Consider the following 25,729-nt stretch of genomic DNA (forward strand, 5'->3'; position numbering starts at 1 on the left):
TTGAGGAAAATAAAATGAATAAGATTATAGATGAAAACATATTTCTATTACTTCAAATTAACGACTCATTATTTCCAATAGGGGCTTATAGTCATTCTTATGGATTAGAAACTTATATACAAAAAGAATTAGTAAAAGATGTAGATACAGCTTTTAATTATATAAGATCTTGCTTAAAAACAAATGTATTATATACTGAGCTTTTATCTATATACTTAGCTTATGATTATGCTAAGGAAAACAATTTAAAAGAAATAATCAAACTTGAAGAGATAATAAATGCTAGTAAAATACCAAAAGAGATAAGATTAGCATCACAAAAGCTAGGTTCAAGATTTATAAAGACTTTAGAGTCAATAAACATAAAAGCTAAAAGTGAGATATTCAATAATTATATAAAAGACAACAAAGAAATACAGCATACTCATTCAGTTGCATATGGAGTATTTTGTGCATCAGTAGGAATAGAAAAAATGAAAGCTATAGAAGGATTTTTATATTCATATACATCAGCAGCTATAACTACTTGTGTAAAAACTATTCCACTTAGTCAAACTCAAGGGCAACAATTATTATACAAAAGCTATAAAGTATTTGAAGAGGTACTTAATATACTTCCAAATCTTTCTTTGAAAGATCTTTGTTTATCAACGCCAGGCTTTGATATTAGATGTATGCAACATGAAACACTGTATTCTAGACTGTACATGTCATAATAAGGGGGAATTAAAAATGTCATATGTAAAAATCGGAGTAGCAGGTCCTGTAGGTTCAGGAAAAACTGCCTTAATAGAGTGTTTAGTAAGATTAATGAGTAAGGATTACAGCATAGGAGTAATCACTAATGATATATATACAAAGGAAGATGCTGAATTTTTATCAAAAAACAGTGTATTACCAAGAGAAAGAATAATAGGTGTTGAAACAGGAGGTTGTCCTCACACAGCTATTCGTGAGGATGCATCTATGAACTTAGAGGCTGTAGATGAATTAGTTGAAAAATTCCCTGATCTTGATATTATATTTATTGAAAGTGGAGGAGATAATCTATCAGCAACATTTAGCCCAGAGTTATCGGATTCAACAATATTTGTAATAGATGTAGCTGAAGGAGATAAAATACCTCGTAAAGGTGGACCTGGTATTACTCGTTCTGACTTATTAGTTATAAATAAAATCGACTTAGCACCTTTTGTTGGATTTAGTTTAGAAGTTATGGATAGAGACTCAAGAAAAATGAGAGGAGATAAGCCTTTTATGTTTACAAATGTAAGAGGAGTAGAAGGTGTTGACAAGATAGTAGAGTGGATAAAATCAAATGTTTTACTTGAAGGTATAAAATAATATGAGTAATAAATATATAAAAAATTCAATAGTAGATATAACAACTCTAAATAAAGATAATAAAACAATACTTGATAATGTTTACTTTACTGCACCATTTAAGGTATCACCACCTTTTTATAATGAGGATGGATCGATAAAAGTTATTGTTATGTCTTCATCAGCTGGAATTATGCAAGGAGATATACATAAGTACCATATAACTGTAAATGATAATACAAAAATAGAAGTGACTTCTCAATCTTATGAAAAAATTCATAAAATGGAAGACAAAGATGCATCAAGAGATTGTAAGATTTTTGTTGGAAGTAACAGTGTATTAAAATATAATCCTCTACCAACTATTCCCTTTAAAGACTCAGCTTTTAATAGCAATATGAATATAGTTTTAAAAGATGAGTCATCAAAACTTATACTAACAGATATTATAAGTTGCGGAAGAGTAGCCAGTGGTGAAAAGTTTGAATATAAGTATTATAAATCATATATTGAGGTAAGTTGTCTTGATAAATTAGTTTATGTTGATAATACTATTTATAGCCCTTCAAGTATTGATATGAACGGATTAGGAATGTTTGAAGGGTATAGCCATCTAGCAAATATATTAATATGTAACTTTGATAATTCTAATGAAAAATTAGATTTTATCAGAGAAATTATAGATAATAGTGATGAAGTAGATGGAGGAGCAACCTTAACTCAAAGTAATGATATAAATGTTAAAATTTTTGGACATAGTGCCCAGCAGCTTACAAGAATAAGTGAAAAAATAAGCGACTTTGTACAATTATAATAAAATAAACAAGTTATTCAATACAGATAATCAAAAAATAAGTGCTAGTATAACTAGCACTTATTTTTAATTGAATATATATACTACATGCAGTTTTTTCTATAATCAATAGGTGTAACATTATTAAACTTCTTAAATAAGCTACTATAATAATTATGATTATTATACCCAACCAACATTGCAACATCTAAGATAGAGTAATCCTTATTAGATAAAAAATCCTTACTTTTTTCAACTCTAAATTTATTTAAAAAGTTTGAAAAAGTATAGCCCACTTCTTTTTTAAATAATCTACAAAAATAGCTTTTATTAATATTTAAATAAGAGCATAAATCATCTATTTTTATATCATCACTATAGTTATTATGAATATAAGATATAGAATTGAATATATACTCACTAAAATAAGATTTTTGTTTTAGATTTTCTTTTATTATTGACCTTAATATATTTGAAATATAATCAATACAGTAAAATGGTTTAAAAGGCATATCAACATCTATATCAATAGGACCAGATTTAAAAGGCCCAGCTATAAAATATCCATTAGGGTACTTATCTAAAATTGGTATAATTATAAAATGTACATTATTATAATATGTAAGTTTTATAACTTGTTCTGTACTTTCCTTTATATCCTTATAAAGATTAACTTTATCAATAAACTTATCTATACTAGAAGAAGATTTTACCGTATATATTAATTTAAATTTATCATTTGTATACCTTATAGGTATATAGACACAATCAAAAAAATCTCTTAATATTACTTCTAAATTATTCATATCTACCACCAATCTAATTTTTTTATAATACCAATTTACAAATTTTAACTAAAGTATTGTATAAATTATATCATAAAAACATGTAAATGATAATTATTATCAATATAGTTACAAAAGAAGTAAATATATTTAAAGCTTTTAGTAAATAAAAGTTATAAAATTAAATAGTAAATGAAAATTATTATCAAAAGAAAATGAGTGTGAGGGAAATATCAATGAAGAAAATTGCTATTTATGGAAAAGGTGGAATAGGTAAATCTACTACTACTTCAAATTTATCAGCAGCATTATCACATTTAGGATATAAGGTAATGCAAATTGGATGTGATCCAAAGGCAGATTCAACTAAAAATTTAATGAAGGGAAAATTCATAGACACTGTACTTGATATTATGAATGATAAAGGTGATGACCTAGAACTTTCTGATATTGTCTTTGAAGGATATAATGGTGTACTTTGTGTAGAAGCAGGAGGACCTACTCCTGGTGTTGGGTGTGCAGGAAGAGGGATAATTGCTGCATTTGAAAAACTAGAAGAATTAGATGCATTTGAGGTGTATAAGCCAGATATTGTAATCTATGATGTACTAGGGGATGTAGTATGTGGAGGATTCTCCATGCCAATAAGAAATGGATATGCAGAGGAAGTATATATTGTTACTTCAGGAGAAATGATGTCTATGTACGCGGCAAGTAATATATCAGTAGCTGTTAATCAATTCAAAAAAAGAGGTTATGCATCTTTAAAAGGAATTATATTAAATGCTAAAAACGTAGAGAATGAAGAAACTTTAGTAAATAATTTAGCTAAAGAAATAGAATCTCAAGTTTTTCATTATATACCAAGAAATGGTATTGTACAAATAGCAGAAAATGATGGGAAAACAGTTATAGAACAAGATCGTGACAGTGAAATGTCAAATATTTATATGGATTTAGCAAGAAAAATAATGAAAGTATAATTATAAAAAACTAGTCAAATTATTAGGAGGAAATATTATGAAATTAAAAAAATTAGCATCAATTTTAATGGTATCAGCATTGTTTTTAACAGGGTGCAGTTCATCAAAAACTACTAATGAAGAGGTAGATGCAGCTACTAAAGAAGAAAGCAAAACAGTAGTTGCAGCATCAGTAGCAGCAAGTCAAGTACTTGACGCTATAGGAGCAGAGGTTATAGGTATACCAACAACTAAATTAGAAATGCCAGAAGGGTTAAAAGGATTGCCTGAAGTAGGTCAGTCTATGAATCCAGACTTAGAAGTAGTGGCATCACTTGAACCAGATGTATTTGTAATGGATAAGTCATTCAAAGAAAAAGTAGAAGAGAGTATGAAAGAGTATGATTTAAATACTTTCTTTATAGATACTACAACATATACAAATTTTATATCTAGTATAGAAGAATTAGGTAAAGAAGTAGGGAGAGAAGACGAAGCTAAAGAACTTATAGAAACTTTAAAAGAAAGTGAAAAAGAAGTAGCTAAAATAAAAGGTGATAAGTCACCAACTGTTGCAATATTCTTTGGTTCTGGAGAAAACTTCATGTTAGCTACAGAAACTTCTTACTTAGGAGATTTAGCTAAAGCTGTAGGTGCAACAAACATATCTAGTAAATTAGGTGATGTTAACTCTCCTTATATACAATTTAGTTTAGAACAAATATTAGAACAAAATCCTGATTATATATTAAGATTTGCACATGGTGATGTAGAAGAAACTAAAAAAGCTTTTGATAGCGCTTTTGATAAAAATCCAGTTTATGCAGAACTTGATGCAGTAAAAAATAATAAAGTTGTAGATTTAGATTCAAATATATTTAATGTATCAGCAAACTTAAAAATAACTGAAGCTATAACAACTTTAGGTGACATATTATACGGTGAGTAAATATGAAAATAAATAAAAAAGCAACAATATTAGCTATGGGTGCCATCACCCTAGCTATTCTTTTAGTATTATTATCGACTGTAGGTAGTGTAGATTTAAGTTTAAGTGAGATATTTAGTGCACTTATAAATGATGACAACAAAATTGTAACTACAATAGTTTATAAAATGAGATTGCCAAGAAATATACTAGCAGCAATTGTAGGTGCAAATTTAGCTGTATCAGGATTACTTTTACAATCTGTTATGAAGAACTCTCTAGCAGATCCAGGAATTACAGGTGTATCAACGGGAGCAAGTGTTATGGCAATAATAATACTTCTATTATCTCCAGCTTACACTAATGTACTTCCTATTTTTGCATTTATAGGTGGATCTATAGCGTGCTTTATAGTCTACCTTATGGCATGGAAAAATGGACTTCAGCCAGGTAGAATTGTTCTTGCTGGAGTTGCCGTAAATACAATTTTAGGAGGAGTAATAAGCTATATATCAACTATGTATAGTGAAAGAATTCAAAGTGCTATGCTTTGGTTAAATGGTAGCTTAGCAACGAAAACATGGTTGGATGTAGAGATGATTATAGTTTATTCAATAATAGGTTTAATAATATCATTACTTTTAATTAGAAGTGCTAATGTGCTTCAACTAGGTGATGATGCAGCCAAAAATTTAGGATTTAATGTTACTTTTACGAGATTATCAATATCAGTAGTTGCAGTATTTTTAGCTGCGACTACAACGGCAGTAGTCGGTGTTGTAAGCTTTGTGGGACTTATAGTACCACATATAGGTAGAATGCTTATGGGAAGTGACCATAAGTACACTATACCATTTAGTATTATATTTGGAGCAATAGTTCTTTTAGTAGCGGATACTTTAGCAAGAACTGTTGGAGGAGCTATAGAAATACCTGTAGGTGTAATTATGTCTATAGTAGGAGGACCATTTTTCTTATATTTACTAAGAAAGAGAGGTAATTATTAAAATGATAAAAGCAGAAAATTTGAAAGTTGGATATGAAGAAAAAATAATAATTGAAGATTTAAGTATTCATATAGAAAAAGGTCAAATAGTTTCAGTACTAGGGCCAAATGGATGTGGAAAGAGTACATTACTTAAGACCTTATCAAGAATGATAAAGCCTAAACATGGTGATATATACCTGAATGATAAGAATCTAAGTAGCTTGAAAAATAAATATATTTCACAAAAATTATGCTTATTATCACAACATAATAATGCTCCTAATGATATTAGTGTTGAACAACTTGTTTATTTTGGAAGAATGCCTCATAAAAAATGGTATGAAACAAAAAATAAAGAAGATCAAGAAATAGTAGATTGGGCAATAGAGAATGTAGGTCTTACTAAATATAAAAATAGATCTATAAGTTACCTATCTGGAGGAGAAAGACAAAGGGCTTATCTTGCACAAGCTTTATGTCAAAAATCGGAAATATTATTCCTTGATGAGCCAACAACTTATCTTGATATATCTCACCAATTAGAACTTATGGAGCTTGTAAGAGATATAAATAAAAAATTTGGTATAACAATTGTTATGGTATTACATGATTTAAATCAAGCAAGTAAGTACAGTGATAGGCTTGTTATTATGAAAAATGGCAATATCGTTGCAGATGGAAATCCACAAGATATTATAAATCATGAGATGATTAAAAATGTATATAGAGTTGAGTGTGATATAGACAATGACCCAATAAGCAATAGACCAAGAGTTCATCCGATACAGACTATAAGATGTAAGGAGAATGACTTAATTGGTGCTTAAATACATTGAAACGATTACTTAAAAAGAAAGGGAGAAGTATGTATACTTTAGATATTTTAAAAAGGCTTAATGAAATAAAGGAAGATAAAGATATAAAATCACTATCTCATGCAGTTTTTCCAGGTACACATTGTCCATTATTTGGTGTGGCTTTAACTGCTTCATATATAAAAAATATGCCTTTAGTAGTAGTAGGAACTAGTGAATGTACTTACTACACTAAAAACTTTGCATATCATAGACAAAGTGGTAACGATAGTGTGTACTCAGTTGCTATAAAAGAAAATGATGTAGTATTTTCAGCTGAGAAAAAAGTTAAAAATGCTGTAAAGCAGATTATAGAAATAGAAGAACCTGATGCAATAATGATAGTTTCTACTTGTGTTCCAGAACTTATAGGAGAAGACTATACATCACTTTCTTATATATTAGAAGATGAATTCAATATACCAGTATTTGTCGTAAATACAGATCATTTTACTTGTAATAGTCATATCCCGGGGATGAGTCGTTCATTAAAAGTATTAAGTTCTGCTATGAAAAAATTCAAAGAAAAAGAAGGTATAAATATATTAGGTCATAGACAAAAAGATGTTGAAAAAACAGAACTTGTAAAGTTACTTACTAATAATGGAGTATCTATAAACACAGTAATTCCTTCAAAGTGTAACATAGAAGACATAAAAAATGCATCAAAAGCTAAGTTAAACATAGTAACGGATATGATAGCACTAGATTTAGCTAAGTCTATGAAGAAAAAATTTGATATAGATTATATTTATTTTGACAAACACATGAACAAAGAAACTATAAGTAGAAATTATGAAAAGTTAGGTGAAATATTAGGGATTAACTTACTTGATAGCCTTAAGAGTGAAATAGAAAAATACGATGAATTATTTAAGACTTGTACACAATTAGTTAATAATAAGAAATTGGTATATGGAAATACTCCTATGATGGCATTTGAAACTGTTGATTTCTTAAGCGATTTAGGTATGGAACCAGTATTTGTACAAGTTAGAGAATTATATGATCAAGATATGATTTATAAGGAAAATATATCTAAAAAAGGATTTAATCCATATATAAGTAGAATTGCAAATATTGCTCCTCTTAGATCGTTATATAAAGAAATTGGAGGAGATGTATATATAGGTCATGAAAGTCCTATATTATTGAGACAAAATGGACTTATGCAAATAACTCTAGATGAACATGCACAGAAAATTGGATATGAGCTTCCAATTGGTATTATGGAAAGCATAATAAAGCTATTTTCACTAGAACAAAATACTAAGATGGGAGGGATGATGAGTGCAAGTATGTAAATATTTTCCAGTAGCAAGCGATAGAATGGGGATGATCTGGACGCTTTCCTCAATAGAAGGTGCTTGTATTATAGAATTTGGACCAGCAGGGACTACTCACTACGGAATAGAAGTAGTTGGGAGTTTAAATGGTGAAGATAAGGCTAAAATATACTCAACTCATATGGACCAAAATGATATTACTTTTGGTAAATATGATAGATTAGAACAATCTATATTAGAAGTTGATGAGAATATAAAGCCAAAATATATATTTATAATGGCATCTTCTGTATCAGCCGTAATAGGTGCAGATATTAAAAGTGTATGTACTACATTAAAAGATAAGGTAGAAGCTATACTTATACCAATAACTACTGCAGGGCTTAAAGATGATTATAATGTAGGTGTTGAGAATGCACTTACACTTCTTATAGAGAACTTAGTAAAAACTAAAGAAGAATTAAATGTAAAACAGTCAACACAAACTTATAATATACTTGGTTCAAATATAGATAAATATAACTTTTTATCAGATGTATCTGAGTTAGAAAGAATGATGGACGTTATATTTGATAAAAAAGTAAACACAATATTTACAGCGTATACAACTATAGAAGATATAGAAAGAGCATCAATTGCATCTTTAAACATAGTTATAAAAAAAGAAGCGCTAAAAGCAGCTAAACTTATGGAAGAAAAATTTGGTATTCCATATATATATGTAAATATGTACGGGCTAAATAATACTATTAAATTTATTGAAACTGTAAAGAATATAACTTCATGGAATATAAATGAAAATAACTTAAATAAAGAGATAGAAAGTGTTAAAAATCATATGTTTTCAGTTAAACGTAAGTTCTATTTCTACAAAGAAAACAAAACAGCTGCAATATTTGGTGATTATGATATTGTTGTTGGGATGAGTGCGTTATTAGAAGAGTTAGGAATAGAAGTTGATAGAAAGCAAATACTTTACAAGACAGATTGTGAAGATAAATCTATAATAGTAAGTTCGGATGAATTATCAAGAATGAAGTACTTAAAGGAAACGGAGCTATTAATGTTATTAGCTGATGGTGTTACTTTAGATATGAAACATAATTCAAAATTTGATTTACAAGTGAGTAATCCAAACTTAAATAGGATAAACATATATCCATATACACCTTATATAGGTTTTAGAGGGTGCTTATGGATTATAGAAAATATATTAAATATAAGACTATAAAAATAGAAGGACAATAATATGGAAAATTTATTAAAAAATCAAAAAAGCTTAGTAATAAGTTCACTAGGAAGTGACAAAAATCCAGAGATAAGTTATGCACCATTTGTAATGATGAATAACAAAATTTATCTATACTTAAGCAAAGTTACAAACCACTACTATAACTTAAGAGATAATCATGATTGTAGTGTAATGATTATAGAAGATGAAAGTGTATGCAAAACAATATTTGCAAGAACTAGAATATCATTTACTTGTGAAGCAAATATTTTAGACTCAGTTAGCGATGAAATATTTGCTAAATTTGATGAACTTCATGAATCTAAAATGATGTCAATGTTTAAGAAAATGGACTTTGATATGTTTGAATTAGATATAAAATCTGGAAGACTTGTAAAAGGATTTGGTCAAGCTTATGAAATTAAGTTTGTAGATGGAAAAGTAGAGTATACTCAAGTAACTGGAATAGATAACCAAAAGGGACATGGTATGTCAAGTGAGAAGATGAAAGAAATGATGGAACATAAGTAAGGAATATAATATAAAAGAGCCTCAGAGGTAATATATATCGATAGATGACTTCTATATTAATTAGGAGTCATCTTTTTTATTTTCAAAGAGATTGTATTAATTTAATAAATATGCATAGTAAACTTATAAGATCTAATAATAATATTAATTAAATTATATAATGAAAAATACATTTACTTATAATTTAAAAATAGTAATATATTTCATATTATAATAAACTCTTTAATGAAAAGAATAATATTAAATTCATATTAAGGAGGTACTACATTATGAAAAAAGGTTTAATACCTGTTACATTAGGAATAGCAGTAACAATGGCGGGTTTATCAGTAGATGTTAATCAATCTAAAGAAAGAAGATTTAGATCTAGAGATTATGCAAATATGACAGGAGCTTTATTAGTAGGAGCTGGTATTGCTCATATTGCATTAGGTACAATAGATATGTTAAAAGAATAATTATAAAAGGTATAATATAAGCAAAGTTAGAAGTTGATATATATTGTAAAGTAATTAAGAAATAGATGGATTGGAAATATCAATTATAGATGGACCTTTCTTTCAAGTATTTATTACATTTTTATTAGGCGTAATTCCTGTAATTTTAATATTAATAATTATTATAATAGTTGTCAGAAAAAAATAAATTAACAAATGATAAAGTTTCTGAACAGGAAAAAGAATTGGTAATTTAGAAAATAAATAATTAAGATTAATTTAATAAATAACTGTACCTGGGATTTTCAAATGTTAAAATTCCTAAGGTACAGTTATGTTTATAGTTCATTATTCATTATTCATTATTCATGCAATTCTTTAATTATTAGAATATTTATAAAAAACTAAAACTCTTTATAACCACATAGAAATATACAAATGATAAAATAGAACTTAATATAGATAAATACTCACAAAGTTGTTTTTCATCAGGAGTATTTATAATTATCTTAGGAGCTAGAGGAAGTCTATATTTTTTCATATGGGGATATAATAAATACACTCCTGTAGGATTAAACATATCAAAGAAAATATGAGATATACACCCTAAAATAAATCCAATTTGAATTGAAAATATGTAAATTTTGAAATAAGCATAAAATGAATGATAAAAAAGTCTAATAGAAAGATTAAAAACTAAGGATAGAAAAATCAATAGATATATAAATAATAAGCTATGGGTAAATCCTCTATGAGAAAACTTTTTATGAATGAGGTTTGATATAAGTGAATATCTTTTACCTAAATAGGACTGTGGATGATCTATATCAGGAAAAAGGGAGCCTATATCTAATGAGTATATATATAATATTAATAATATGAGGATTTGAAGTATACTGTAGTTAATAAGTATATATTTAAAAGGGATTGCGATGAATAATGTACCTATAAAAAATCCACCTGCGCTATGAGTTTTATATGTTATTAAAATCACCTCCAATAAATAATATTCATATTAGGTTATTTAAATGATAAGGACTGAATAAGTGTTAACCTAAATACATCATATAGATTATTAGAAAGATAAATATAATGAGTAATTTACTAATTAAAAATAGAATATAGATTTAACATAACTGAGAAAGGGTGTGGTAAAAATACTTAGAAAAACAATAATTTTTGATAAAGATATGAAAAGTAAAATTAATGGATATAAAACTCCAAATCAAAACTTTATATATCATATCACACCAAGAATAGGAATTAAGAGAAATACAGAAAAAGATAAGGATGATGATAAAAATAAAGTAGAAGAAATAGCAGAAGCACTAACGGATAATGAAGATATCAATAACTTTTTACTATCAATAATAGTTAAAATATCGATGATATATAAAATACCTGTATGGTTAATAGAGTACTCACCAGCAATATTAATAGAAATTGATAATTTAATATTGATTATAGGAAAAATAATAGGAATTTATTAAATGTTTTTATAATCTAGAATATGATAGAGTTATTTTTTTAGATAGAAGGTAAAAAAAGGTGAGCCTTAGTTAAAAGGCACACCTTTTGTCTTCTTCATTTGAAAAAGATAAATTCTTAGAATGAAGCCATTTTAAAATATTTTCTATAACTTCATCTTTATTTGTTTCATTTAGCATTTCATGTCTACCACCTTTATAAAGTGTGCAAGAAACATTTTTTACTCCTAAATTAATGTATTGATCTCTTAATCTAAGAACACCTTTTCCATTTTTACCAACTGGATCTTCATCTCCAGATAAAATATATATTGGTAAATCAAGAGGTATATTTTTTAACTTATCTTTATCTTCTATTTCTTGTAATCCCTTTACGAAGTCATAGAAAAAACCACAAGTAAATAAAACTCCACAGAAAGGGTCATTTATGTACTTATCTACTTCTTTTTCATCTCTGCTTAACCAATCAAATTCTGTTCTAGGGGATTTAAGTTTTTTATTATTACCTCCAAAGAATAGATTATCAAGTTGCTTACTTCTATATAGCCTTCCATGTTTTTTTATTTTATGTAAGATAAATTTCTCACCTATTTTAAGAATTACACCATGCTTACCGTTAGAACCAGATAAGATTAATCCATCTAAGTTATTGGCATGATCCATGATATATCTTTGACTAGCAAAGGAGCCCATGCTATGACCGAATAGGAATAAAGGTAGATTTGGATTTTCTTTTTTTATTATTTTACTAAGTGTATTCATATCATCAACAAGATATGAGAATCCATCTTTTTCTGCTAAATATCCAACTTTATCAGTTGTTTTAGCTGTCATACCATGACCTCTGTGGTCATTTATATATACAATATATCCATTTTGAGTAAGCTGTTTTGCAAAATACTCGTATCTTATTGCTGTTTCAGACATTCCATGGGCGATTTGAACAACACCTATTGGATTTATATCTATAGGATCCCATTTGTATACATGTATATCTAAAGAATCTTTATTACTTTTAAAGTAAAATTCACTTTTATTCATAGCGACCTCCCTTATTTTTATATATTTTATCAGAACTAGATATATTGTTAAATAGTTATATATACAGTTTTTTATAAAAATTTAATCTTTCAGATAAAGATATTGAAATAATAGGTTATATTAGCTTGTTTCATGATAGTTAAAATTTAAAAATATCCATTAGTAATTTCAATGCTTTGAATTCTAAGATATGGATATTAAATATCCTAAACCTTTAATATCCCAAATAGCTGTAAAAGAAAATATTGAGTCATAAAACTAGGATTAAATTTATGTAAATTATATATTCTATTTGTTATAATAGATATAAGAATTAACATCATAGGGGGATAAAATGGAAATAAAAAAAGAAAACAAACTAATAGGAAATTTATTAAAGAGCGGGAATGTATATAAATTAAAATGTGAAAAATGTAAAAGTATATCAGTACAAATAAGTGATGATAAACAACCAGACCTTGTATGCTTAGAGTGTGGAGGAGTATGTAAGGTTTTATAACTATAGGAAAGAGCTTAATATTTGAGATAAATAGGATTTGAACGTATCACAAGATATATAGCAGGAAAAACAGTAATCAAAAATGTAGTGATACTAAGAGATAAATTTATACTAGAAAGAGAAGGTGGTAGCGAAGTATACATAGAATTTCTAGACACAAAAAGCTGGATAAAAAACAAATTCCAAGTGTCAAATCAAATAACAATGGTAGGAAAATACAAAAATATATATCTATTTAAAATAAAAGACGAAGTAGAAGAAATAGAAGGAACATCCATGCAACTAGAAAAGAATCTACAAAATATAATAGAAGAAAATATGGAAGTATTCTTAGGAATAAAATTCTTAGCAACAGAGCACTCTACTGGAAAAGTACACAATGGAAGAATTAAATAGGGCATCAAGATAAAAAGAAAAGGTTGGGCTAATATAGAGTTCAACATATATATATGACCCTTACGTTTGTGAAGTGGATGTAGAAGAGCCATGTCAAAAGAAAGTATCTTTAGAAACTTTTTTAAAAGAATCTGATTTTGTGAGTGTTTACCTTAAGGTAACGCCAGATACAAGAGGATTTATAGGAGAAAAAGAATTTAATCTGATGAAAAAAACAGCATATTTTATAAATTATTCAAGAGGATCTGTAGTTGATGAAAAAGCTCTTATAGTATAATATAATTTATAACTATTAGTATTAATAACAAGGATGGATAAAGATGTCAAACAATATAAAAATAGAAAATACTAATTTAGTATTAAGTAAAATAGGATTTGGAACAGTAAATGCTGGACTTGCATGGGATAATGAAGATGCATTTGAAATATTAGAAAGATATGTTAATCTAGGTGGAAATGTTATAGATTGTGCAAGAATCTATTCTGATTGGGTTGAACCAGAAATAGGTCGCGCAGAAAGAGTAATAGGTGATTGGATAAGACATAGAGGAAAAAGAGATGACTTAGTTATAATGACTAAAGGTGGTCATCCTAAAATGGACACTATGAATGTAAGTAGAATGAGTAAAGAGGATATGGAGTATGATTTAAACTTAAGTTTAAATGCTTTAGGTATAAATTGTATAGATATATACTTTTATCACAGAGATGATTTAAGTCAACCTGTAAGTGACCTAATAGACGTTATGGAAGGATTCGTAAGAGAAGGTAAAATAAGATATTATGGATGCTCAAACTGGACAACTAAAAGAATGATAGAAGCAGATAATTACTGTAAGGAAAAGGGATATAGAGGATTTGTAGCTAATCAAATGTTATTTAATCTTGCATCTGATAATATGAAGCCATTCCCAGATGAGACTATGGTAACTATGGATAAAGAAATGATGGACTATCATAAAAACTCGAATAATTTAGCGATGCCATACTTTGGATTATGTAGTGGATTTTTTCAAAAGCTTGAAACTAAAGGAAAAGAAGCTGTTATTGATAGTCCTTACTATACTGAAGGAAACTTAAAAAGAGCAAAGCAGATAAATTATTTAAAAGAAAAATATAGTGCTACAACATCCAAAATTCTGTTAGGTTATATTTTAAATCAAGATGTTAATATGGTGCCTCTAGCTGGTGCAAGTAAGATAGAGCAATTAGAAGATTTTATGAAGACAATAAATATAAATTTTGATAAAGATGACTTTAGATTTTAATTTAAATTTAAATAAAAATTTAAAAAGAGTTATAAAATATCGTTAAGCATAACAAAAAATAGCATGGAAATATTTCAGTAATCATAGATATTGATAATTTAATATTGATTATAGGAAAAATAATAGAAATTTATTAAAGGATTTTATAAACTAGAAGAGGATGGAGTTATATTTTGCTACTCCATCTTTTTCATATTAAACTCCTAAATAGACAATGATGAACCGCATTACAACTAGGTTATATGGTTTTAGTAAATTCACAAATAAACTTAATAAATATTATGATTATTATATTAAATAAATTAGAATATATGATTTGTATAAAATTATGCATATTGTAGAATAAAGGAATATAATTATAAATTTTGACGATGATAGTAACTATTTTAAAATATAATAAGTATTTTAATAATAGGAATAGATTTTTATAATTAAAAGTCATTTCCTAAAATGTACAAACATGTTATGATTTGGAAGAAACTATATATAAGTATAATTATATATAAAGGGGATGATTTATATAAACTTCAAATATTTTGTGTTTATAATATTATTTATAAACATCTTATCGATAAATGTATATTCACAAAACGAAAATATTAAAGATGAAATAAAAATAGGGGTATATGAATATGATCCTTATATTATTGTAGATGATGAAGGGAACATTAGTGGGTATTATAATGATTTTTTTAATCTGTTAAAGAAACATTATGACTTTGAATATGAATACATTGTATGCAGTATTTCTGATGGATTAAAAAAACTAGAAGATGGCTATATAGATATTATGCCAGGAATTCCTATCGACATTAAAAATTCAGAAAATATAATATTTAATAAGAATAGTATTTCAAAAGAAAAGTTTGGTATTTTTACTAATAAAGATATTAATATAAATGATTTAGAAAAATTTAATGTAGTAAGAGTTGGTCTAGTTGAAGATGATTACAATGTAGAATGGGTATTAGATTATTTCAAATCTAATAATATTAATATAGAAATTGTTTTTGATGAAGACTATGAAGGTTTAGAAAAACTAATAGAAGAAGATAAAATTGATGTAATGATTGATAGTGGTTATAAAAACAGTAAATATAATAAAATTTATGAATTTGTAGGACATCAAGTTTATTTAGCGGGCAATAAAAATAGTGAGTCTATATTAAATAATATGGATAGAGCTATTGATAAATTTGGACTAAAAGAGAAATATAAAATTAATAAACTTACTAATAAATACTTTAATGAAGAATATAATATAGTTTCCTTTAAAGAGATGGTTTTATTAATAATAATAACAGTATTATCTCTAATGATAATTTTATTTTTAATAATACCAAGAATAAAAAAGAATCTTATAAGAAATAAAATTAAAAATAGAATAAATAATAATCAGTATTTATTACAATATCAACCTATTTATAATCCCAGAAATAAAGAAATAGTTGGTTTTGAAGGTTTATTAAGATTAGTAGATGAAAATAACAAAATCATTCCTACTTATAAATTCATACCAGAAATTGAAAAAAATAATATGTTATTTGATGTATCTATTTGGATACTTGAAAAAGCTATTAAAGATTATAAAAAAATTAAAAATTTTGAATGTATGAATGAAAAGGATTTTTATATTTCGATTAATTTGTCTTTAAACGAACTTGAAAATGATAAATTTGTTAAAAATGCCATTGAAACATTATATAAATCAAATTTAGAGAAGAATAAAATTTGTCTTGAAATAATTGAAAGAGTTAAGGCAAATGATATAGATAAAATAAAGAGCAATATAAAATATTTAAAAGATGCAGGCTTTAAAATTGCAATAGATGATTTTGGAGTAGAGTACTCAAATTTAGATATACTTGAAATGTTAGACATTGATATTATAAAGGTAGATAAAAATTTTATTGATGGAATTGGCGAAAATATAATTATAAATGAAATAATACTATTTATATGTAGAATAGCATCAGTTAAAAATAGATCTATCGTATTAGAAGGTGTTGAAGAGGAATATCAAGATATTATTATAAAGAATATAAATAATGACTTTTTATATGTACAAGGATATTACTATAATAAGCCTATGTATATAGAAGATATTGAAAAACTTTAATACTAAATAAATATACGAAAACACATTGATATTTTTATCAATGTGTTTTTTATGCATTAAACATTTATAAAAATACAAAATATAGTCTTGAAATATTAGGTTTAAGGTTGTAACCTTAATAAAGGACTACAATCTTAAACCTAAATATGAAAAATTTGATATTTAATTAACTTTAATGAATATAATTTTTTAGCTAAGGGGATTTATTAATTTATTATATACTTAATTCTTTAACTGTATATTTTTTTACTCTATCGTCATCTATAACTCCACTAAAATCAAGACCATATGCAAACTTATATACATTTCCTAACTCATCCTTATAACATTCCATATCATGAGGAATATCTTCGCACTGATTTTCAACCGTTCTCATATTAGCAGGCATATTAAATGGTAATAATCCACTTGGATTTATGTTACCACTAATTATATCCATTATAGCTTGTGTTTGAGCTCCGAAGTCTGCAATTATTGCATCTACAGAACGCTCAAATTCTTCCACTATAGTTGGGTTTGTCATATTTAAAGAGACTATTACAGGTTTTTGACCTATAGCTTTTCTTGTTTCTAATATTATATTTAAATCAGATTCATTACTAGCAAAGTTAGTTTTTCCTAAATAAGATCTATTAGTTGATGATTCTAATGGGTCTCCACCTGCAATACTTGTTTTTCTTGAATTTACTGCAGTATATGGTCTATACTGTAAACTTATTGGCAAGTAGCCATCTTCTTTTGTATATCCAACAGTTTTAGGAGATTCTATAAATACTATTGAAAAATCAGCTTCTTTTGGATCATCTACAACATCAAAATATTTTTCAACTATAGATTTACTAGCAGGTTCAATCTCTCTGGCAGGTATTACATTACCAAACCAGTCTTTACTTTCTTTTATTTTTCTTTTTGGAATATACACTTTTTTTCTTTCTTTTATTGGAAGTACATTGTTTTTATTTTTTAACATAACTAATGATTTTAATTGTGCATCATATCCAGCTTGCATAAATTTAGGATTACCAACTAACTCTTGAGATTTATCTGCATCTAAATATGGATTTTCAAATAATCCAGTTCGGAATATATTAAGTAGTAATCTTACTGCAGACTTTTCAAATCTTTCACGCATAAATTTTTCTCCGTGTTCTTTAACACCCATATAATATGCATTAAGAACAGGTTGAACCTCATTATTTCCACCGAACTGGTCAACACCAGCCATAAGTGCCTTATAATGTCTTTCATCCACAGAAAGATTTTCAACACCCCAACATTTTCCAGACATGAAGGCATCAACTACATGATTATCCTTAGTAATATTCCAGTCTGTGCATACAACTCCATCATATTCATATTTATCTCTTAATAAATCACTTATTATATACTTGTTATATGAATTCCCTACATTTTCACCGTTTTTCTTATCTTGGTTATAAGATATAGTATAGTAAGGCATTATAGCAGAGGCTTTTTTAGTTTTTCCTTTTAATTTAAAAGCGCCTTCTGTAAAAGGTATTAGATGTTCATCAAAGTTATCTCCTGGATAAACAGCAAACTTGCCATAAGCATAGTGAGCATCTCTACCACTTTCACCACTACCGCCACCTGGCCAATGTTTAACCATTGCATTTACACTATCATATCCCCAACCATCATTTATTTCAGAATCACCATATGAAGTTTGGAAACCATCACAATAAGCTTCTCCTAAATCTCTTGATAAAATTGGGTCTTCTCCAAGAGTACCATCAAACCTCATCCATCTTGGCTCTGTTGCTATATCTACCTGTGGAGATAAAGCTGTAGTTATTCCTAAAGCTCTATATTCTTTAGCTGCTATTTGTCCAAAGTTTCTAACCAATTCACTATCAAAAGTAGCAGCAAGACCTAGTGGCTCTGGCCATTTTGAAATATCTCCACCTGCGCCTGCATTAAATTCTGTATCTGCACTTGCTCCATGTCTTGGATCAGTGCTTATGTTCACTGGTATTCCAAAACCTATTTTTTCTACAAAAGCTTGAACATTATTATTCCATAAAGCAGCAGTCTTAGCATCATTTACAACTGTTATTAATACATGCCTTAAATTATCATTTAATAAGAAATTTTTTTGCTGATCAGTTAAATCAGTTATTTTAGCATTAGATTCTTCAAATTTTTTACCATTATATGTACCTGAAAATACTTTAGAAAAGAAGTCATCCTTAGTTGAAATAGATTGATGCGCACTATAAAGCATTAATCCTGCGATTTGTTCTACAGTCATTTTAGATGCTAAGTCCTTAGCTCTTTCTTCTACAGGTAATCTCCAGTCTTCATATTTTTCTAGCTTTCCACTTTTACTTAAGTTTTTAAAAGCATATCCATCTTCTTCTATTATCTTAACTCCTGAGTCTGGTGAGTAAGCTATGGATTGTCCACCTTCATTTAATATAATGTTGTATCCATGTTTTTTGATTTCTGTCCATTTTTTCATAGATAGAACTTCCCCTTTTACTTTTAATTTGTTTAATTGATTATTAATTTTATATATCATTTATAATATATTACTTAACTATCTAGTTATGTAATATATTATAAATGATAGTAGTAGATTTTTCACATTATTTTTGATTTTTTATAATACTTTTGATATATTATATAATTTTACTATGTTAAAATTTAAATATGAAAATGTAAAATTAAGTGAAACCATAGTAAATAAAAGCTATTATTAGGAGTATGTTGAAGAATCTAAGGGATATATTTATTATTAAGTGATTGAAAATAAGAAGGCAGTAGTTTATTAAACTCTAAAAATTAATGAGGCAAAGGAGTTGTAATAATGACTTATAGTCACGAGTTTGGAATAATTGATTATATTGAAGAAAATAAAGATTATACTTATGAACCTAAAAAATATAATTGTATTTCTGTAGATGGTGATTTAATTGATGAAATATATCATAAGGGGTTTGGAAGTAAAATGAAAAAACTTGAAACATTCGCATATAATACAAATAGACCTTATAAAGACCTCTCGTATTACGGGATAACTTTGATACCTCCGAAATCTCTTACGGAATTTTTGAATATTGTTACTGAAGAAAATTTAGATTGTAAATCAGAAGAGCTTGAAGTATTAATAAATAAAATATCTGATGCAATTAAGGAAAATAAGTGGATAATTCATTATGGAATTTAATTATTATAAATTACTGGCTTTATTTACAGGATATGATGATCAAAAATTATCAAAGTTTTTTAATATAAAAGGTTTAATCTGATATAAGTAAAATTGAAACTTTAAAGTAATAGAGCAATAGAGTAAAATCTATTGCTCTATTATGATGTTTAATGAAAATTTTTATTATATAATTAAACTATCATTGTATATTAAAGGCAATAAATAGTATAACTATAACTATTATAAAAGGAGAAAAGAATAATATCTTTCCTTTAATACTTCCGATATTAACAGTCCAGCCTACACCAAATCTTTTCTGAACAAATAAAGATGGATCATTATGATTATTATATATACTTCCAAATATCCAATTATCATCATCATCATCTACAGAATAAACAGCATCTTTATATTTACTTGGTGACTTATAATACACGTATGTTTGATAAATAGAAGATACAACTAATAATATTGTAGCAGTCCACATTATATAAGTATTTACATTACTAGCATTAACTGTAGCAATTAATATGTTAATAAATAAAACTTGGCATGATAAATTTAGTATAAAGAAAGTAAAAGCAATTTTATTTAAATAATTTAAATGAGCTTTTTTGCTTTCATTGATATTATCAGAATTTAACTTAGCTCTACTTTTTAAAGAGTTTACAGAACTAATATATATTATTATTCCAACTCCAATACTCATAAACACATTACCAAAAACACTAAAAAATGATTTTTGTGAAAATGCATCTGCTTCACCAGTAAAGCCCCAGTGAGTAGGGATAATATCAGGCATTGAATTATATTGAGTAGCTGTATATATTGCAACTAGTAGATTAATTATAAGTGGAATCCAAAATAGCATAGAGTATTTCTTTATAATTCTATTCTTTTCATTAATAAAATCAGTATCTAGTATTATCTTAGTCTTCTTTAACTCTAAATCATGTATTTCTAAAGACAAATCTTGCTTTAAAGCTTTCACCTTATTATGAATATATACAAATATAATAAATTGATATAGACAAAATCCTAATATTGGAATAATAGAAGAAGCTAAGTAAGCCTCAAATATATAAATACTAACTAATGTAATTATTACAAACGCAATAAATCCTACAGTAAGAAGCAGCTTAAACTTTTTATCTAAATTTTTAAATTCTTTTTTTGCAAAATAATCACTATTTAAACTAACACCATAAAATTGTCTTTTTCCACTTAATGCTTGAGTAAAATACATTAATACATACACCAAGAATAACATTGGTATATTTATTATAACTGCTAAAGTACTATTCATAATCTTTCACCCCATATTTATCAAATAATTTATTGCTATAATCTATAAATTCTTCTTTAGACATACCTAGAAGATAACTCTGTGCAGTTAGAAGCTCTAATGTAGATTTGATTTTTTCAACATTTTCATCTTTTTTATCGAGAGGGAGATTATTTACTATAGCACCTTTTCTTCTATCGATATTTATATATCCTTCATCTTTAAGTAAATTATATGATTTATTTACAGTATGAAGATTAACTCCTATTTCTTCTGCCATATTTCTAACTGATGGTAATGATTCATTTAATTTTAAATCACCACTTGCAATAGATTTTATAATTTGTTCCTTAATTTGTGTATATATAGGAACATCGCTGTTAAAATCTAAGTTCAGTATCATATTTGTCACCTCTTATTATATTAAATATATTTGTTATATATAATATATAACAATGAAAACGAAATTGCAACTAAAAAACTCTATCTTATTATAAATTTAAGATAGAGTTTTTACTTTATATAAATCTATTTAAATTAAGCTTCCTTAGCTATATCTAAGTACACATCATCTTCTCTTTCTTTTGATGATTTCTTTGATAAGAATATAAAGAAAGATACACACAATATAATTTGGACAAAAGTAGATATTGGTGTTGCAAGACCTACTTTAAATAGTGATACTGGTTCTATTTTACTCATAATAAAAGATACTGGTATTCTTACGCAGAATGCACCTACTATACCTTGTATCATAACGAAAGTCGTTTTACCACAACCATTGAAATATCCTACCATACAGAACATTATAGCAGTAAATAAGCAATCAATTCCATAAGATTTCATATAGTCCCAAGATGCGAAAATAACAGCTTCATCTTTAGTGAATATCTGAGCAAGTAAGTTTCCATGGAAGAATGTAACATAGAACATTACAATTCCACAACATAGAGACGCAGATACAGAATAAAGAAGAACTTTTTTAGCTCTATCGTATTTTTTCGCACCATAATTTTGAGCAACAAATGCAGATACAGCCTGAGAGAATGATAATGGTATTAACATTATAAATCCAACCAGTTTTTGAGCAACACCCATACCTGCTGATGCAATTACACCCATTGAATTACCTATCATTACAATTACTAAGAAAGATAAGTTTACAAGCATATCTTGTAGAGCTATAGGTGCACCAAATTTTATTATTTGTGAAGTTAAACCCTTGTGAAACTTTATACTTTCTCTTGAAAAATCAAAAGGAAGTCCACGTCTTTTAATTAATATTAAAGATAAAATAACACTAATTGCTTGAGCTAGTACAGTAGCATAAGCTGCACCTGTTGCAGCCATTTTAAATATACCAACAAATATTAAATCGCCTACGATATTTACAACACATGCTATTGCCACTGTAATAAGTGGTGTTTTTGAATCTCCAAGTCCTCTGAACACTCCTCCGATAACATTATAAGAAACTATAAAAACAGCACCCATAGCACAAATTTTTAGATATGAAACTGTGCTATCAAAAGCTTCTGATGGTACATTCATTATAGTTGTAATAGATGATGAAAAAGTAACAACAATAACAGTTACAATAATAGCTATAATTGCAAAAATTGAAATACCACTTCCTACAACATTTCCAGCATCTTTTCTTTTTCCTTCACCAAGTTTTTGACCTATTAATATGGTAATTCCCATAGTAAGTCCTGTAATCATTGATGTTATAGCAGTCATTATCTGACTTCCTGTTGAAACTGCAGATACATCAGCAGCATTACCAAATTGACCAACTACAAGTAAATCTACAGCTCCATACATAGTTTGTAAAAACAACGCCATCAATATAGGGATTGTAAATCTTAGTAGGGGAGAGAAGATTTTTCCTTCTGTAAAATTAGATATTTTTGCCATATATCAATCTCCTTTTAAAATTAAGTTTTGCACAAAACAATATTAATGTAAGATGTTATAGTCTAGAGTTTAAATAATTAATCTAGACTATTTCGTATTTTATTAAGTACTCTATAAAATACTTTTATTTCTTCTTCGGTTAAATCTTTTGATAATTTATTTTCAATTGAATCAATTGCGTTAGAGATTTTCTCATTAAGTTCTATAGACTTCTCTGTCAAAACTATTTTTTTTAACCTAGCATCTTCAGCAACTGGAACTCTTTGAATTAAATCACTTTTTTCCATATTATTCAACATAAGACTAACAGATGAACGTTTTAGATCAAACTTTTTTTCTAAATCTTTTTGAAATATATCTTTGTTTTTTTCTATATTATAAATAAAATCTATTACATAAGCTTGAGATACAGTTAAGTTATCATCTATTGCATTAATTACAGCAGCGTCTACTTTTCTTGAAATTATATGGTTTATTTTATTAATATCAAGTCCTAGTTTAAGTTTATCTTTATTCATAGTAGAATCACCTTCTAATATATATTTTGCGCAAAACTATAATAACTAGTATAATATATTCATGTCAATAGTAAATAAAATAAGTATAGTTTAATTAATCAAAACATAAATATTAGAGGTTAGTATTTTTATATTACGGGGAGGATTATAAAATGAATAATTCAAAAAAATTTTTTATATGTAGTGTATGTGGCAACATAATAGAAATGGTAGAAAGTAAAGGGCCTAAAGTAGTCTGTTGTGGTAAACAAATGGATGAATTAGTAGCAAATACAACTGAAGCTTCAGTAGAAAAGCATATACCAGTAGTAGATGTAAATGACAACAAAGTAAAAGTACAAGTTGGAAGTACATTACACCCTATGACACAAGAGCATCATATAAGTTGGATATATCTTTTAACAACACAAGGTGGACAACGTAAATATTTAGAAATAAATGGTGAGCCAACTATAGAATTTGCATTAACTGAAGATGATAAACTACTAGAAGTATATGCTTATTGTAATCTTCATGGATTATGGAAAGTAGAATTATAGAGATTATATATATTTTTTAGTTATACTTTATTGCTATTGAAAAACTTTAAAAATATTAATAAATATAAAAATAACATATTCAAAGGCTATAGATATATTTGATCTATAGCCTTTTTTAGATTATTAATATTCTTATTGATAATAGAATCACTTCCAACTATACTATTTAAAAATTTATATTCCATATAAATTTATATAAATTTATTTTTTGGACAAGCACTTTGATAGCTTATTTAAAATATAATAATTAATAATACTAAAAAAATAATGATTATTATATTTTAATATTATTAATTATAAATATAGGTAGGATGGTGATTTACATTAGAAGGATAGTAAATAGAATTAAATGTCCTAATTGTGGAGAGTACTCAAATATAAGATTATTTAAGTCAACTATGATAAATACAATTATAGCGATATTACTGACAGTAGGATGTATAGCACTTATACCTATAATAGGATGGATAACAATACCTATATTATTATTATCATCGGTATTATATTTTAGATTATTATTATTAATATATGTATTATTTTTCGAATCAAAACTATTTATATTATCTATAGTAGTGAAATGTGAAAAATGTGGAAGCGAAATTACATTAACTAATGAAAGAAATAAAAAATTAAAAATAGACAAAATAAGTCAGACAAATAGTAAATAGATGAAATTATAAAAAGTATACAGAAATAACCATTATAAAATTCTAAAAGTATATTAGGGACTTTTAGAATTTTATAATGCAAATAATTAATGAATTATAGAATATATGAAATAAAATTTGATAATATTGCTGTAAAGATTGAAGGTATAGGCAAATTAGAAAATAATAATTCAAATTATATTTATAACAACTTATAAAAGATTTATAATAAGTAATGTATTTTAAAATAAGGGTGTATAAATATTTTGATAAAGGTGACTTTAAATTTTAATCAGTTTATTAATATTTATAAAAATAGAGAATTTAATTTCAAGGAGAAGATTATGAACTGTATATTTTGTAACATGAAAGACCATTATATCTTAGAAAATGAACTAGCATATGCTATATTTGATAAATTTCCAGTAAACAAAGGTCATATGTTATTTATACCCAAAAGACATGTAAAAGATTTTTTCGATATAACAAAGGAAGAGCGAGAAGCAATATTTGAATTAGCAGATGAAGGTAAAAAACTACTAGATGAAAAATACTCACCAGATGCTTATAATATAGGAGTAAATTGTGGCGAATACTCAGGACAAACAGTAATGCATGTACATGTGCATCTAATTCCTAGATATAAGGGAGACACATCATCTCCTCAAGGAGGAGTAAGAGGTGTAATACCAGAGAAAATGAAATATTAGATAAATACAATTATTC

The 25,729-nt window shown here is 26.7% G+C and carries 29 protein-coding genes; 21 read left to right on the forward strand and 8 right to left on the reverse strand.

The features are described 5' to 3' along the window. The first annotated feature begins 14 nt into the window (after window positions 1-14). Genes HF520_RS04215 through HF520_RS04225 form a run of 3 tightly spaced genes read left to right on the forward strand, consistent with a single transcriptional unit; the run spans window position 15 to window position 2,137 of the window. On the forward strand, window positions 15-716 hold the full coding sequence (locus HF520_RS04215; RefSeq protein WP_207711026.1) for an urease accessory protein UreF: 702 nt from the start codon (window positions 15-17) through the stop codon (window positions 714-716). 16 nt (window positions 717-732) lie between these two features. Further along, window positions 733-1,344, forward strand: coding sequence for an urease accessory protein UreG (gene ureG, locus HF520_RS04220; protein WP_168572837.1), 612 nt, complete (start codon window positions 733-735; stop codon window positions 1,342-1,344). A 1-nt stretch (window position 1,345) separates the two neighbouring features. Continuing rightward, on the forward strand, window positions 1,346-2,137 hold the full coding sequence (locus HF520_RS04225) for an urease accessory protein UreD (RefSeq protein WP_168572838.1): 792 nt from the start codon (window positions 1,346-1,348) through the stop codon (window positions 2,135-2,137). Window positions 2,138-2,220: 83 nt separating this feature from the next. Here HF520_RS04225 and HF520_RS04230 read toward each other — a convergent pair whose 3' ends face one another. Next, window positions 2,221-2,922: a helix-turn-helix domain-containing protein gene (locus tag HF520_RS04230; protein ID WP_168572839.1), complete on the reverse strand. Its 702-nt coding sequence runs from the start codon at window positions 2,920-2,922 to the stop codon at window positions 2,221-2,223. 215 nt (window positions 2,923-3,137) lie between these two features. Between HF520_RS04230 and HF520_RS04235 the strand changes: the two genes are divergently transcribed. The 8 genes from HF520_RS04235 (at window position 3,138) to HF520_RS04270 (ending at window position 10,139) form a co-directional block, all read left to right on the forward strand. Beyond that, window positions 3,138-3,884, forward strand: a complete 747-nt coding sequence (locus HF520_RS04235; RefSeq protein ID WP_168572840.1) for a nucleotide-binding protein — start codon at window positions 3,138-3,140, stop codon at window positions 3,882-3,884. Window positions 3,885-3,921: 37 nt separating this feature from the next. Beyond that, window positions 3,922-4,812, forward strand: a complete 891-nt coding sequence (locus HF520_RS04240) for an ABC transporter substrate-binding protein (protein ID WP_168572841.1) — start codon at window positions 3,922-3,924, stop codon at window positions 4,810-4,812. Window positions 4,813-4,814: 2 nt separating this feature from the next. Next, window positions 4,815-5,798, forward strand: a complete 984-nt coding sequence (locus HF520_RS04245) for a FecCD family ABC transporter permease (protein ID WP_168572842.1) — start codon at window positions 4,815-4,817, stop codon at window positions 5,796-5,798. A gap of 1 nt (window position 5,799) precedes the next feature. Beyond that, window positions 5,800-6,606, forward strand: coding sequence for an ABC transporter ATP-binding protein (locus HF520_RS04250; RefSeq protein ID WP_168572843.1), 807 nt, complete (start codon window positions 5,800-5,802; stop codon window positions 6,604-6,606). Between the two features lie 38 nt (window positions 6,607-6,644). After that, window positions 6,645-7,937, forward strand: coding sequence for a nitrogenase component 1 (locus tag HF520_RS04255; RefSeq protein ID WP_168572844.1), 1,293 nt, complete (start codon window positions 6,645-6,647; stop codon window positions 7,935-7,937). After that, window positions 7,924-9,150: a nitrogenase component 1 gene (locus HF520_RS04260; RefSeq protein WP_168572845.1), complete on the forward strand. Its 1,227-nt coding sequence runs from the start codon at window positions 7,924-7,926 to the stop codon at window positions 9,148-9,150. Before HF520_RS04255 ends, HF520_RS04260 begins: the two co-directional genes overlap by 14 nt. Window positions 9,151-9,168: 18 nt before the next feature. Further along, on the forward strand, window positions 9,169-9,681 hold the full coding sequence (locus HF520_RS04265; RefSeq protein WP_168572846.1) for a HugZ family pyridoxamine 5'-phosphate oxidase: 513 nt from the start codon (window positions 9,169-9,171) through the stop codon (window positions 9,679-9,681). Window positions 9,682-9,950: 269 nt separating this feature from the next. Then, window positions 9,951-10,139, forward strand: coding sequence for an asparagine synthase (locus tag HF520_RS04270; protein ID WP_168572847.1), 189 nt, complete (start codon window positions 9,951-9,953; stop codon window positions 10,137-10,139). 373 nt (window positions 10,140-10,512) lie between these two features. Here HF520_RS04270 and HF520_RS15480 read toward each other — a convergent pair whose 3' ends face one another. Continuing rightward, window positions 10,513-11,112, reverse strand: a complete 600-nt coding sequence (locus tag HF520_RS15480; RefSeq protein ID WP_442970750.1) for a metal-dependent hydrolase — start codon at window positions 11,110-11,112, stop codon at window positions 10,513-10,515. Window positions 11,113-11,266: 154 nt separating this feature from the next. On the opposite strand from HF520_RS15480, the gene HF520_RS04280 reads away from it, so the two are divergent. Then, window positions 11,267-11,608, forward strand: coding sequence for a hypothetical protein (locus HF520_RS04280; RefSeq protein WP_168572849.1), 342 nt, complete (start codon window positions 11,267-11,269; stop codon window positions 11,606-11,608). 69 nt (window positions 11,609-11,677) lie between these two features. Here HF520_RS04280 and HF520_RS04285 read toward each other — a convergent pair whose 3' ends face one another. Then, window positions 11,678-12,646, reverse strand: a complete 969-nt coding sequence (locus HF520_RS04285) for an alpha/beta hydrolase (protein ID WP_168572850.1) — start codon at window positions 12,644-12,646, stop codon at window positions 11,678-11,680. A gap of 334 nt (window positions 12,647-12,980) precedes the next feature. Between HF520_RS04285 and HF520_RS04290 the strand changes: the two genes are divergently transcribed. The 5 genes from HF520_RS04290 (at window position 12,981) to HF520_RS04310 (ending at window position 16,928) form a co-directional block, all read left to right on the forward strand. Then, window positions 12,981-13,145: a hypothetical protein gene (locus tag HF520_RS04290; protein ID WP_168572851.1), complete on the forward strand. Its 165-nt coding sequence runs from the start codon at window positions 12,981-12,983 to the stop codon at window positions 13,143-13,145. A gap of 87 nt (window positions 13,146-13,232) precedes the next feature. Next, complete coding sequence (locus HF520_RS04295) at window positions 13,233-13,541, forward strand: hypothetical protein (RefSeq protein WP_168572852.1); 309 nt, start codon at window positions 13,233-13,235, stop codon at window positions 13,539-13,541. 73 nt (window positions 13,542-13,614) lie between these two features. Next, complete coding sequence (locus HF520_RS04300; protein ID WP_207711027.1) at window positions 13,615-13,818, forward strand: NAD(P)-dependent oxidoreductase; 204 nt, start codon at window positions 13,615-13,617, stop codon at window positions 13,816-13,818. A gap of 43 nt (window positions 13,819-13,861) precedes the next feature. Further along, a complete protein-coding gene (locus HF520_RS04305; protein WP_168572853.1) occupies window positions 13,862-14,809 on the forward strand; it encodes an aldo/keto reductase in 948 nt (315 codons plus the stop codon). Between the two features lie 511 nt (window positions 14,810-15,320). Beyond that, the gene (locus HF520_RS04310; RefSeq protein ID WP_168572854.1) at window positions 15,321-16,928 is read left to right on the forward strand and encodes an EAL domain-containing protein; all 1,608 of its coding nucleotides are present in this window, start codon (window positions 15,321-15,323) and stop codon (window positions 16,926-16,928) included. Window positions 16,929-17,142: 214 nt separating this feature from the next. Here the strand turns inward: HF520_RS04310 and HF520_RS04315 are convergent, their stop codons facing one another. Further along, entirely contained in the window at window positions 17,143-19,407 is a 2,265-nt protein-coding gene (locus HF520_RS04315; protein ID WP_168572855.1) for a glycoside hydrolase family 3 protein, read from the reverse strand. 348 nt (window positions 19,408-19,755) lie between these two features. Between HF520_RS04315 and HF520_RS04320 the strand changes: the two genes are divergently transcribed. Then, window positions 19,756-20,115: a hypothetical protein gene (locus HF520_RS04320; RefSeq protein ID WP_168572856.1), complete on the forward strand. Its 360-nt coding sequence runs from the start codon at window positions 19,756-19,758 to the stop codon at window positions 20,113-20,115. A gap of 181 nt (window positions 20,116-20,296) precedes the next feature. Here HF520_RS04320 and HF520_RS04325 read toward each other — a convergent pair whose 3' ends face one another. The 4 genes from HF520_RS04325 to HF520_RS04340 all read right to left on the reverse strand — a co-directional run bounded on the left by HF520_RS04325 (window position 20,297) and on the right by HF520_RS04340 (window position 23,817). Continuing rightward, window positions 20,297-21,403 carry a DUF1648 domain-containing protein gene (locus HF520_RS04325; RefSeq protein WP_168572857.1) on the reverse strand — a complete coding sequence of 369 codons (1,107 nt, stop codon included), beginning with the start codon at window positions 21,401-21,403 and terminating at the stop codon, window positions 20,297-20,299. Next, window positions 21,396-21,785: a GntR family transcriptional regulator gene (locus tag HF520_RS04330; protein ID WP_168572858.1), complete on the reverse strand. Its 390-nt coding sequence runs from the start codon at window positions 21,783-21,785 to the stop codon at window positions 21,396-21,398. Before HF520_RS04330 ends, HF520_RS04325 begins: the two co-directional genes overlap by 8 nt. A gap of 134 nt (window positions 21,786-21,919) precedes the next feature. Beyond that, a complete protein-coding gene (locus tag HF520_RS04335; RefSeq protein ID WP_168572859.1) occupies window positions 21,920-23,299 on the reverse strand; it encodes an MATE family efflux transporter in 1,380 nt (459 codons plus the stop codon). A gap of 77 nt (window positions 23,300-23,376) precedes the next feature. Further along, window positions 23,377-23,817, reverse strand: a complete 441-nt coding sequence (locus tag HF520_RS04340) for a MarR family winged helix-turn-helix transcriptional regulator (RefSeq protein ID WP_168572860.1) — start codon at window positions 23,815-23,817, stop codon at window positions 23,377-23,379. Window positions 23,818-23,969: 152 nt separating this feature from the next. Between HF520_RS04340 and HF520_RS04345 the strand changes: the two genes are divergently transcribed. The 3 genes from HF520_RS04345 (at window position 23,970) to HF520_RS04355 (ending at window position 25,713) form a co-directional block, all read left to right on the forward strand. Then, window positions 23,970-24,356: a desulfoferrodoxin family protein gene (locus HF520_RS04345; protein ID WP_168572861.1), complete on the forward strand. Its 387-nt coding sequence runs from the start codon at window positions 23,970-23,972 to the stop codon at window positions 24,354-24,356. 314 nt (window positions 24,357-24,670) lie between these two features. Further along, entirely contained in the window at window positions 24,671-25,024 is a 354-nt protein-coding gene (locus tag HF520_RS04350) for a hypothetical protein (protein WP_168572862.1), read from the forward strand. A 323-nt stretch (window positions 25,025-25,347) separates the two neighbouring features. Next, the gene (locus HF520_RS04355) at window positions 25,348-25,713 is read left to right on the forward strand and encodes an HIT family protein (protein ID WP_168572863.1); all 366 of its coding nucleotides are present in this window, start codon (window positions 25,348-25,350) and stop codon (window positions 25,711-25,713) included. Window positions 25,714-25,729 lie beyond the last annotated feature (16 nt).

The organism is Romboutsia sp. CE17 (assembly GCF_012317385.1).
Taxonomy (GTDB): Bacteria; Bacillota; Clostridia; order Peptostreptococcales; family Peptostreptococcaceae; genus Romboutsia_E.

Coding starts and splice junctions, on each gene's coding strand:
- HF520_RS04215 (WP_207711026.1), top strand. CDS start 15: ATGAATAAGATTATAGATGAAAACATATTTCTATTACTTCAAATTAAC.
- ureG (WP_168572837.1), top strand. CDS start 733: ATGTCATATGTAAAAATCGGAGTAGCAGGTCCTGTAGGTTCAGGAAAA.
- HF520_RS04225 (WP_168572838.1), top strand. CDS start 1,346: ATGAGTAATAAATATATAAAAAATTCAATAGTAGATATAACAACTCTA.
- HF520_RS04230 (WP_168572839.1), bottom strand. CDS start 2,922: ATGAATAATTTAGAAGTAATATTAAGAGATTTTTTTGATTGTGTCTAT.
- HF520_RS04235 (WP_168572840.1), top strand. CDS start 3,138: ATGAAGAAAATTGCTATTTATGGAAAAGGTGGAATAGGTAAATCTACT.
- HF520_RS04240 (WP_168572841.1), top strand. CDS start 3,922: ATGAAATTAAAAAAATTAGCATCAATTTTAATGGTATCAGCATTGTTT.
- HF520_RS04245 (WP_168572842.1), top strand. CDS start 4,815: ATGAAAATAAATAAAAAAGCAACAATATTAGCTATGGGTGCCATCACC.
- HF520_RS04250 (WP_168572843.1), top strand. CDS start 5,800: ATGATAAAAGCAGAAAATTTGAAAGTTGGATATGAAGAAAAAATAATA.
- HF520_RS04255 (WP_168572844.1), top strand. CDS start 6,645: ATGTATACTTTAGATATTTTAAAAAGGCTTAATGAAATAAAGGAAGAT.
- HF520_RS04265 (WP_168572846.1), top strand. CDS start 9,169: ATGGAAAATTTATTAAAAAATCAAAAAAGCTTAGTAATAAGTTCACTA.
- HF520_RS04270 (WP_168572847.1), top strand. CDS start 9,951: ATGAAAAAAGGTTTAATACCTGTTACATTAGGAATAGCAGTAACAATG.
- HF520_RS04285 (WP_168572850.1), bottom strand. CDS start 12,646: ATGAATAAAAGTGAATTTTACTTTAAAAGTAATAAAGATTCTTTAGAT.
- HF520_RS04290 (WP_168572851.1), top strand. CDS start 12,981: ATGGAAATAAAAAAAGAAAACAAACTAATAGGAAATTTATTAAAGAGC.
- HF520_RS04305 (WP_168572853.1), top strand. CDS start 13,862: ATGTCAAACAATATAAAAATAGAAAATACTAATTTAGTATTAAGTAAA.
- HF520_RS04310 (WP_168572854.1), top strand. CDS start 15,321: ATGATTTATATAAACTTCAAATATTTTGTGTTTATAATATTATTTATA.
- HF520_RS04315 (WP_168572855.1), bottom strand. CDS start 19,407: ATGAAAAAATGGACAGAAATCAAAAAACATGGATACAACATTATATTA.
- HF520_RS04320 (WP_168572856.1), top strand. CDS start 19,756: ATGACTTATAGTCACGAGTTTGGAATAATTGATTATATTGAAGAAAAT.
- HF520_RS04325 (WP_168572857.1), bottom strand. CDS start 21,403: ATGAATAGTACTTTAGCAGTTATAATAAATATACCAATGTTATTCTTG.
- HF520_RS04330 (WP_168572858.1), bottom strand. CDS start 21,785: ATGATACTGAACTTAGATTTTAACAGCGATGTTCCTATATATACACAA.
- HF520_RS04335 (WP_168572859.1), bottom strand. CDS start 23,299: ATGGCAAAAATATCTAATTTTACAGAAGGAAAAATCTTCTCTCCCCTA.
- HF520_RS04340 (WP_168572860.1), bottom strand. CDS start 23,817: ATGAATAAAGATAAACTTAAACTAGGACTTGATATTAATAAAATAAAC.
- HF520_RS04345 (WP_168572861.1), top strand. CDS start 23,970: ATGAATAATTCAAAAAAATTTTTTATATGTAGTGTATGTGGCAACATA.
- HF520_RS04355 (WP_168572863.1), top strand. CDS start 25,348: ATGAACTGTATATTTTGTAACATGAAAGACCATTATATCTTAGAAAAT.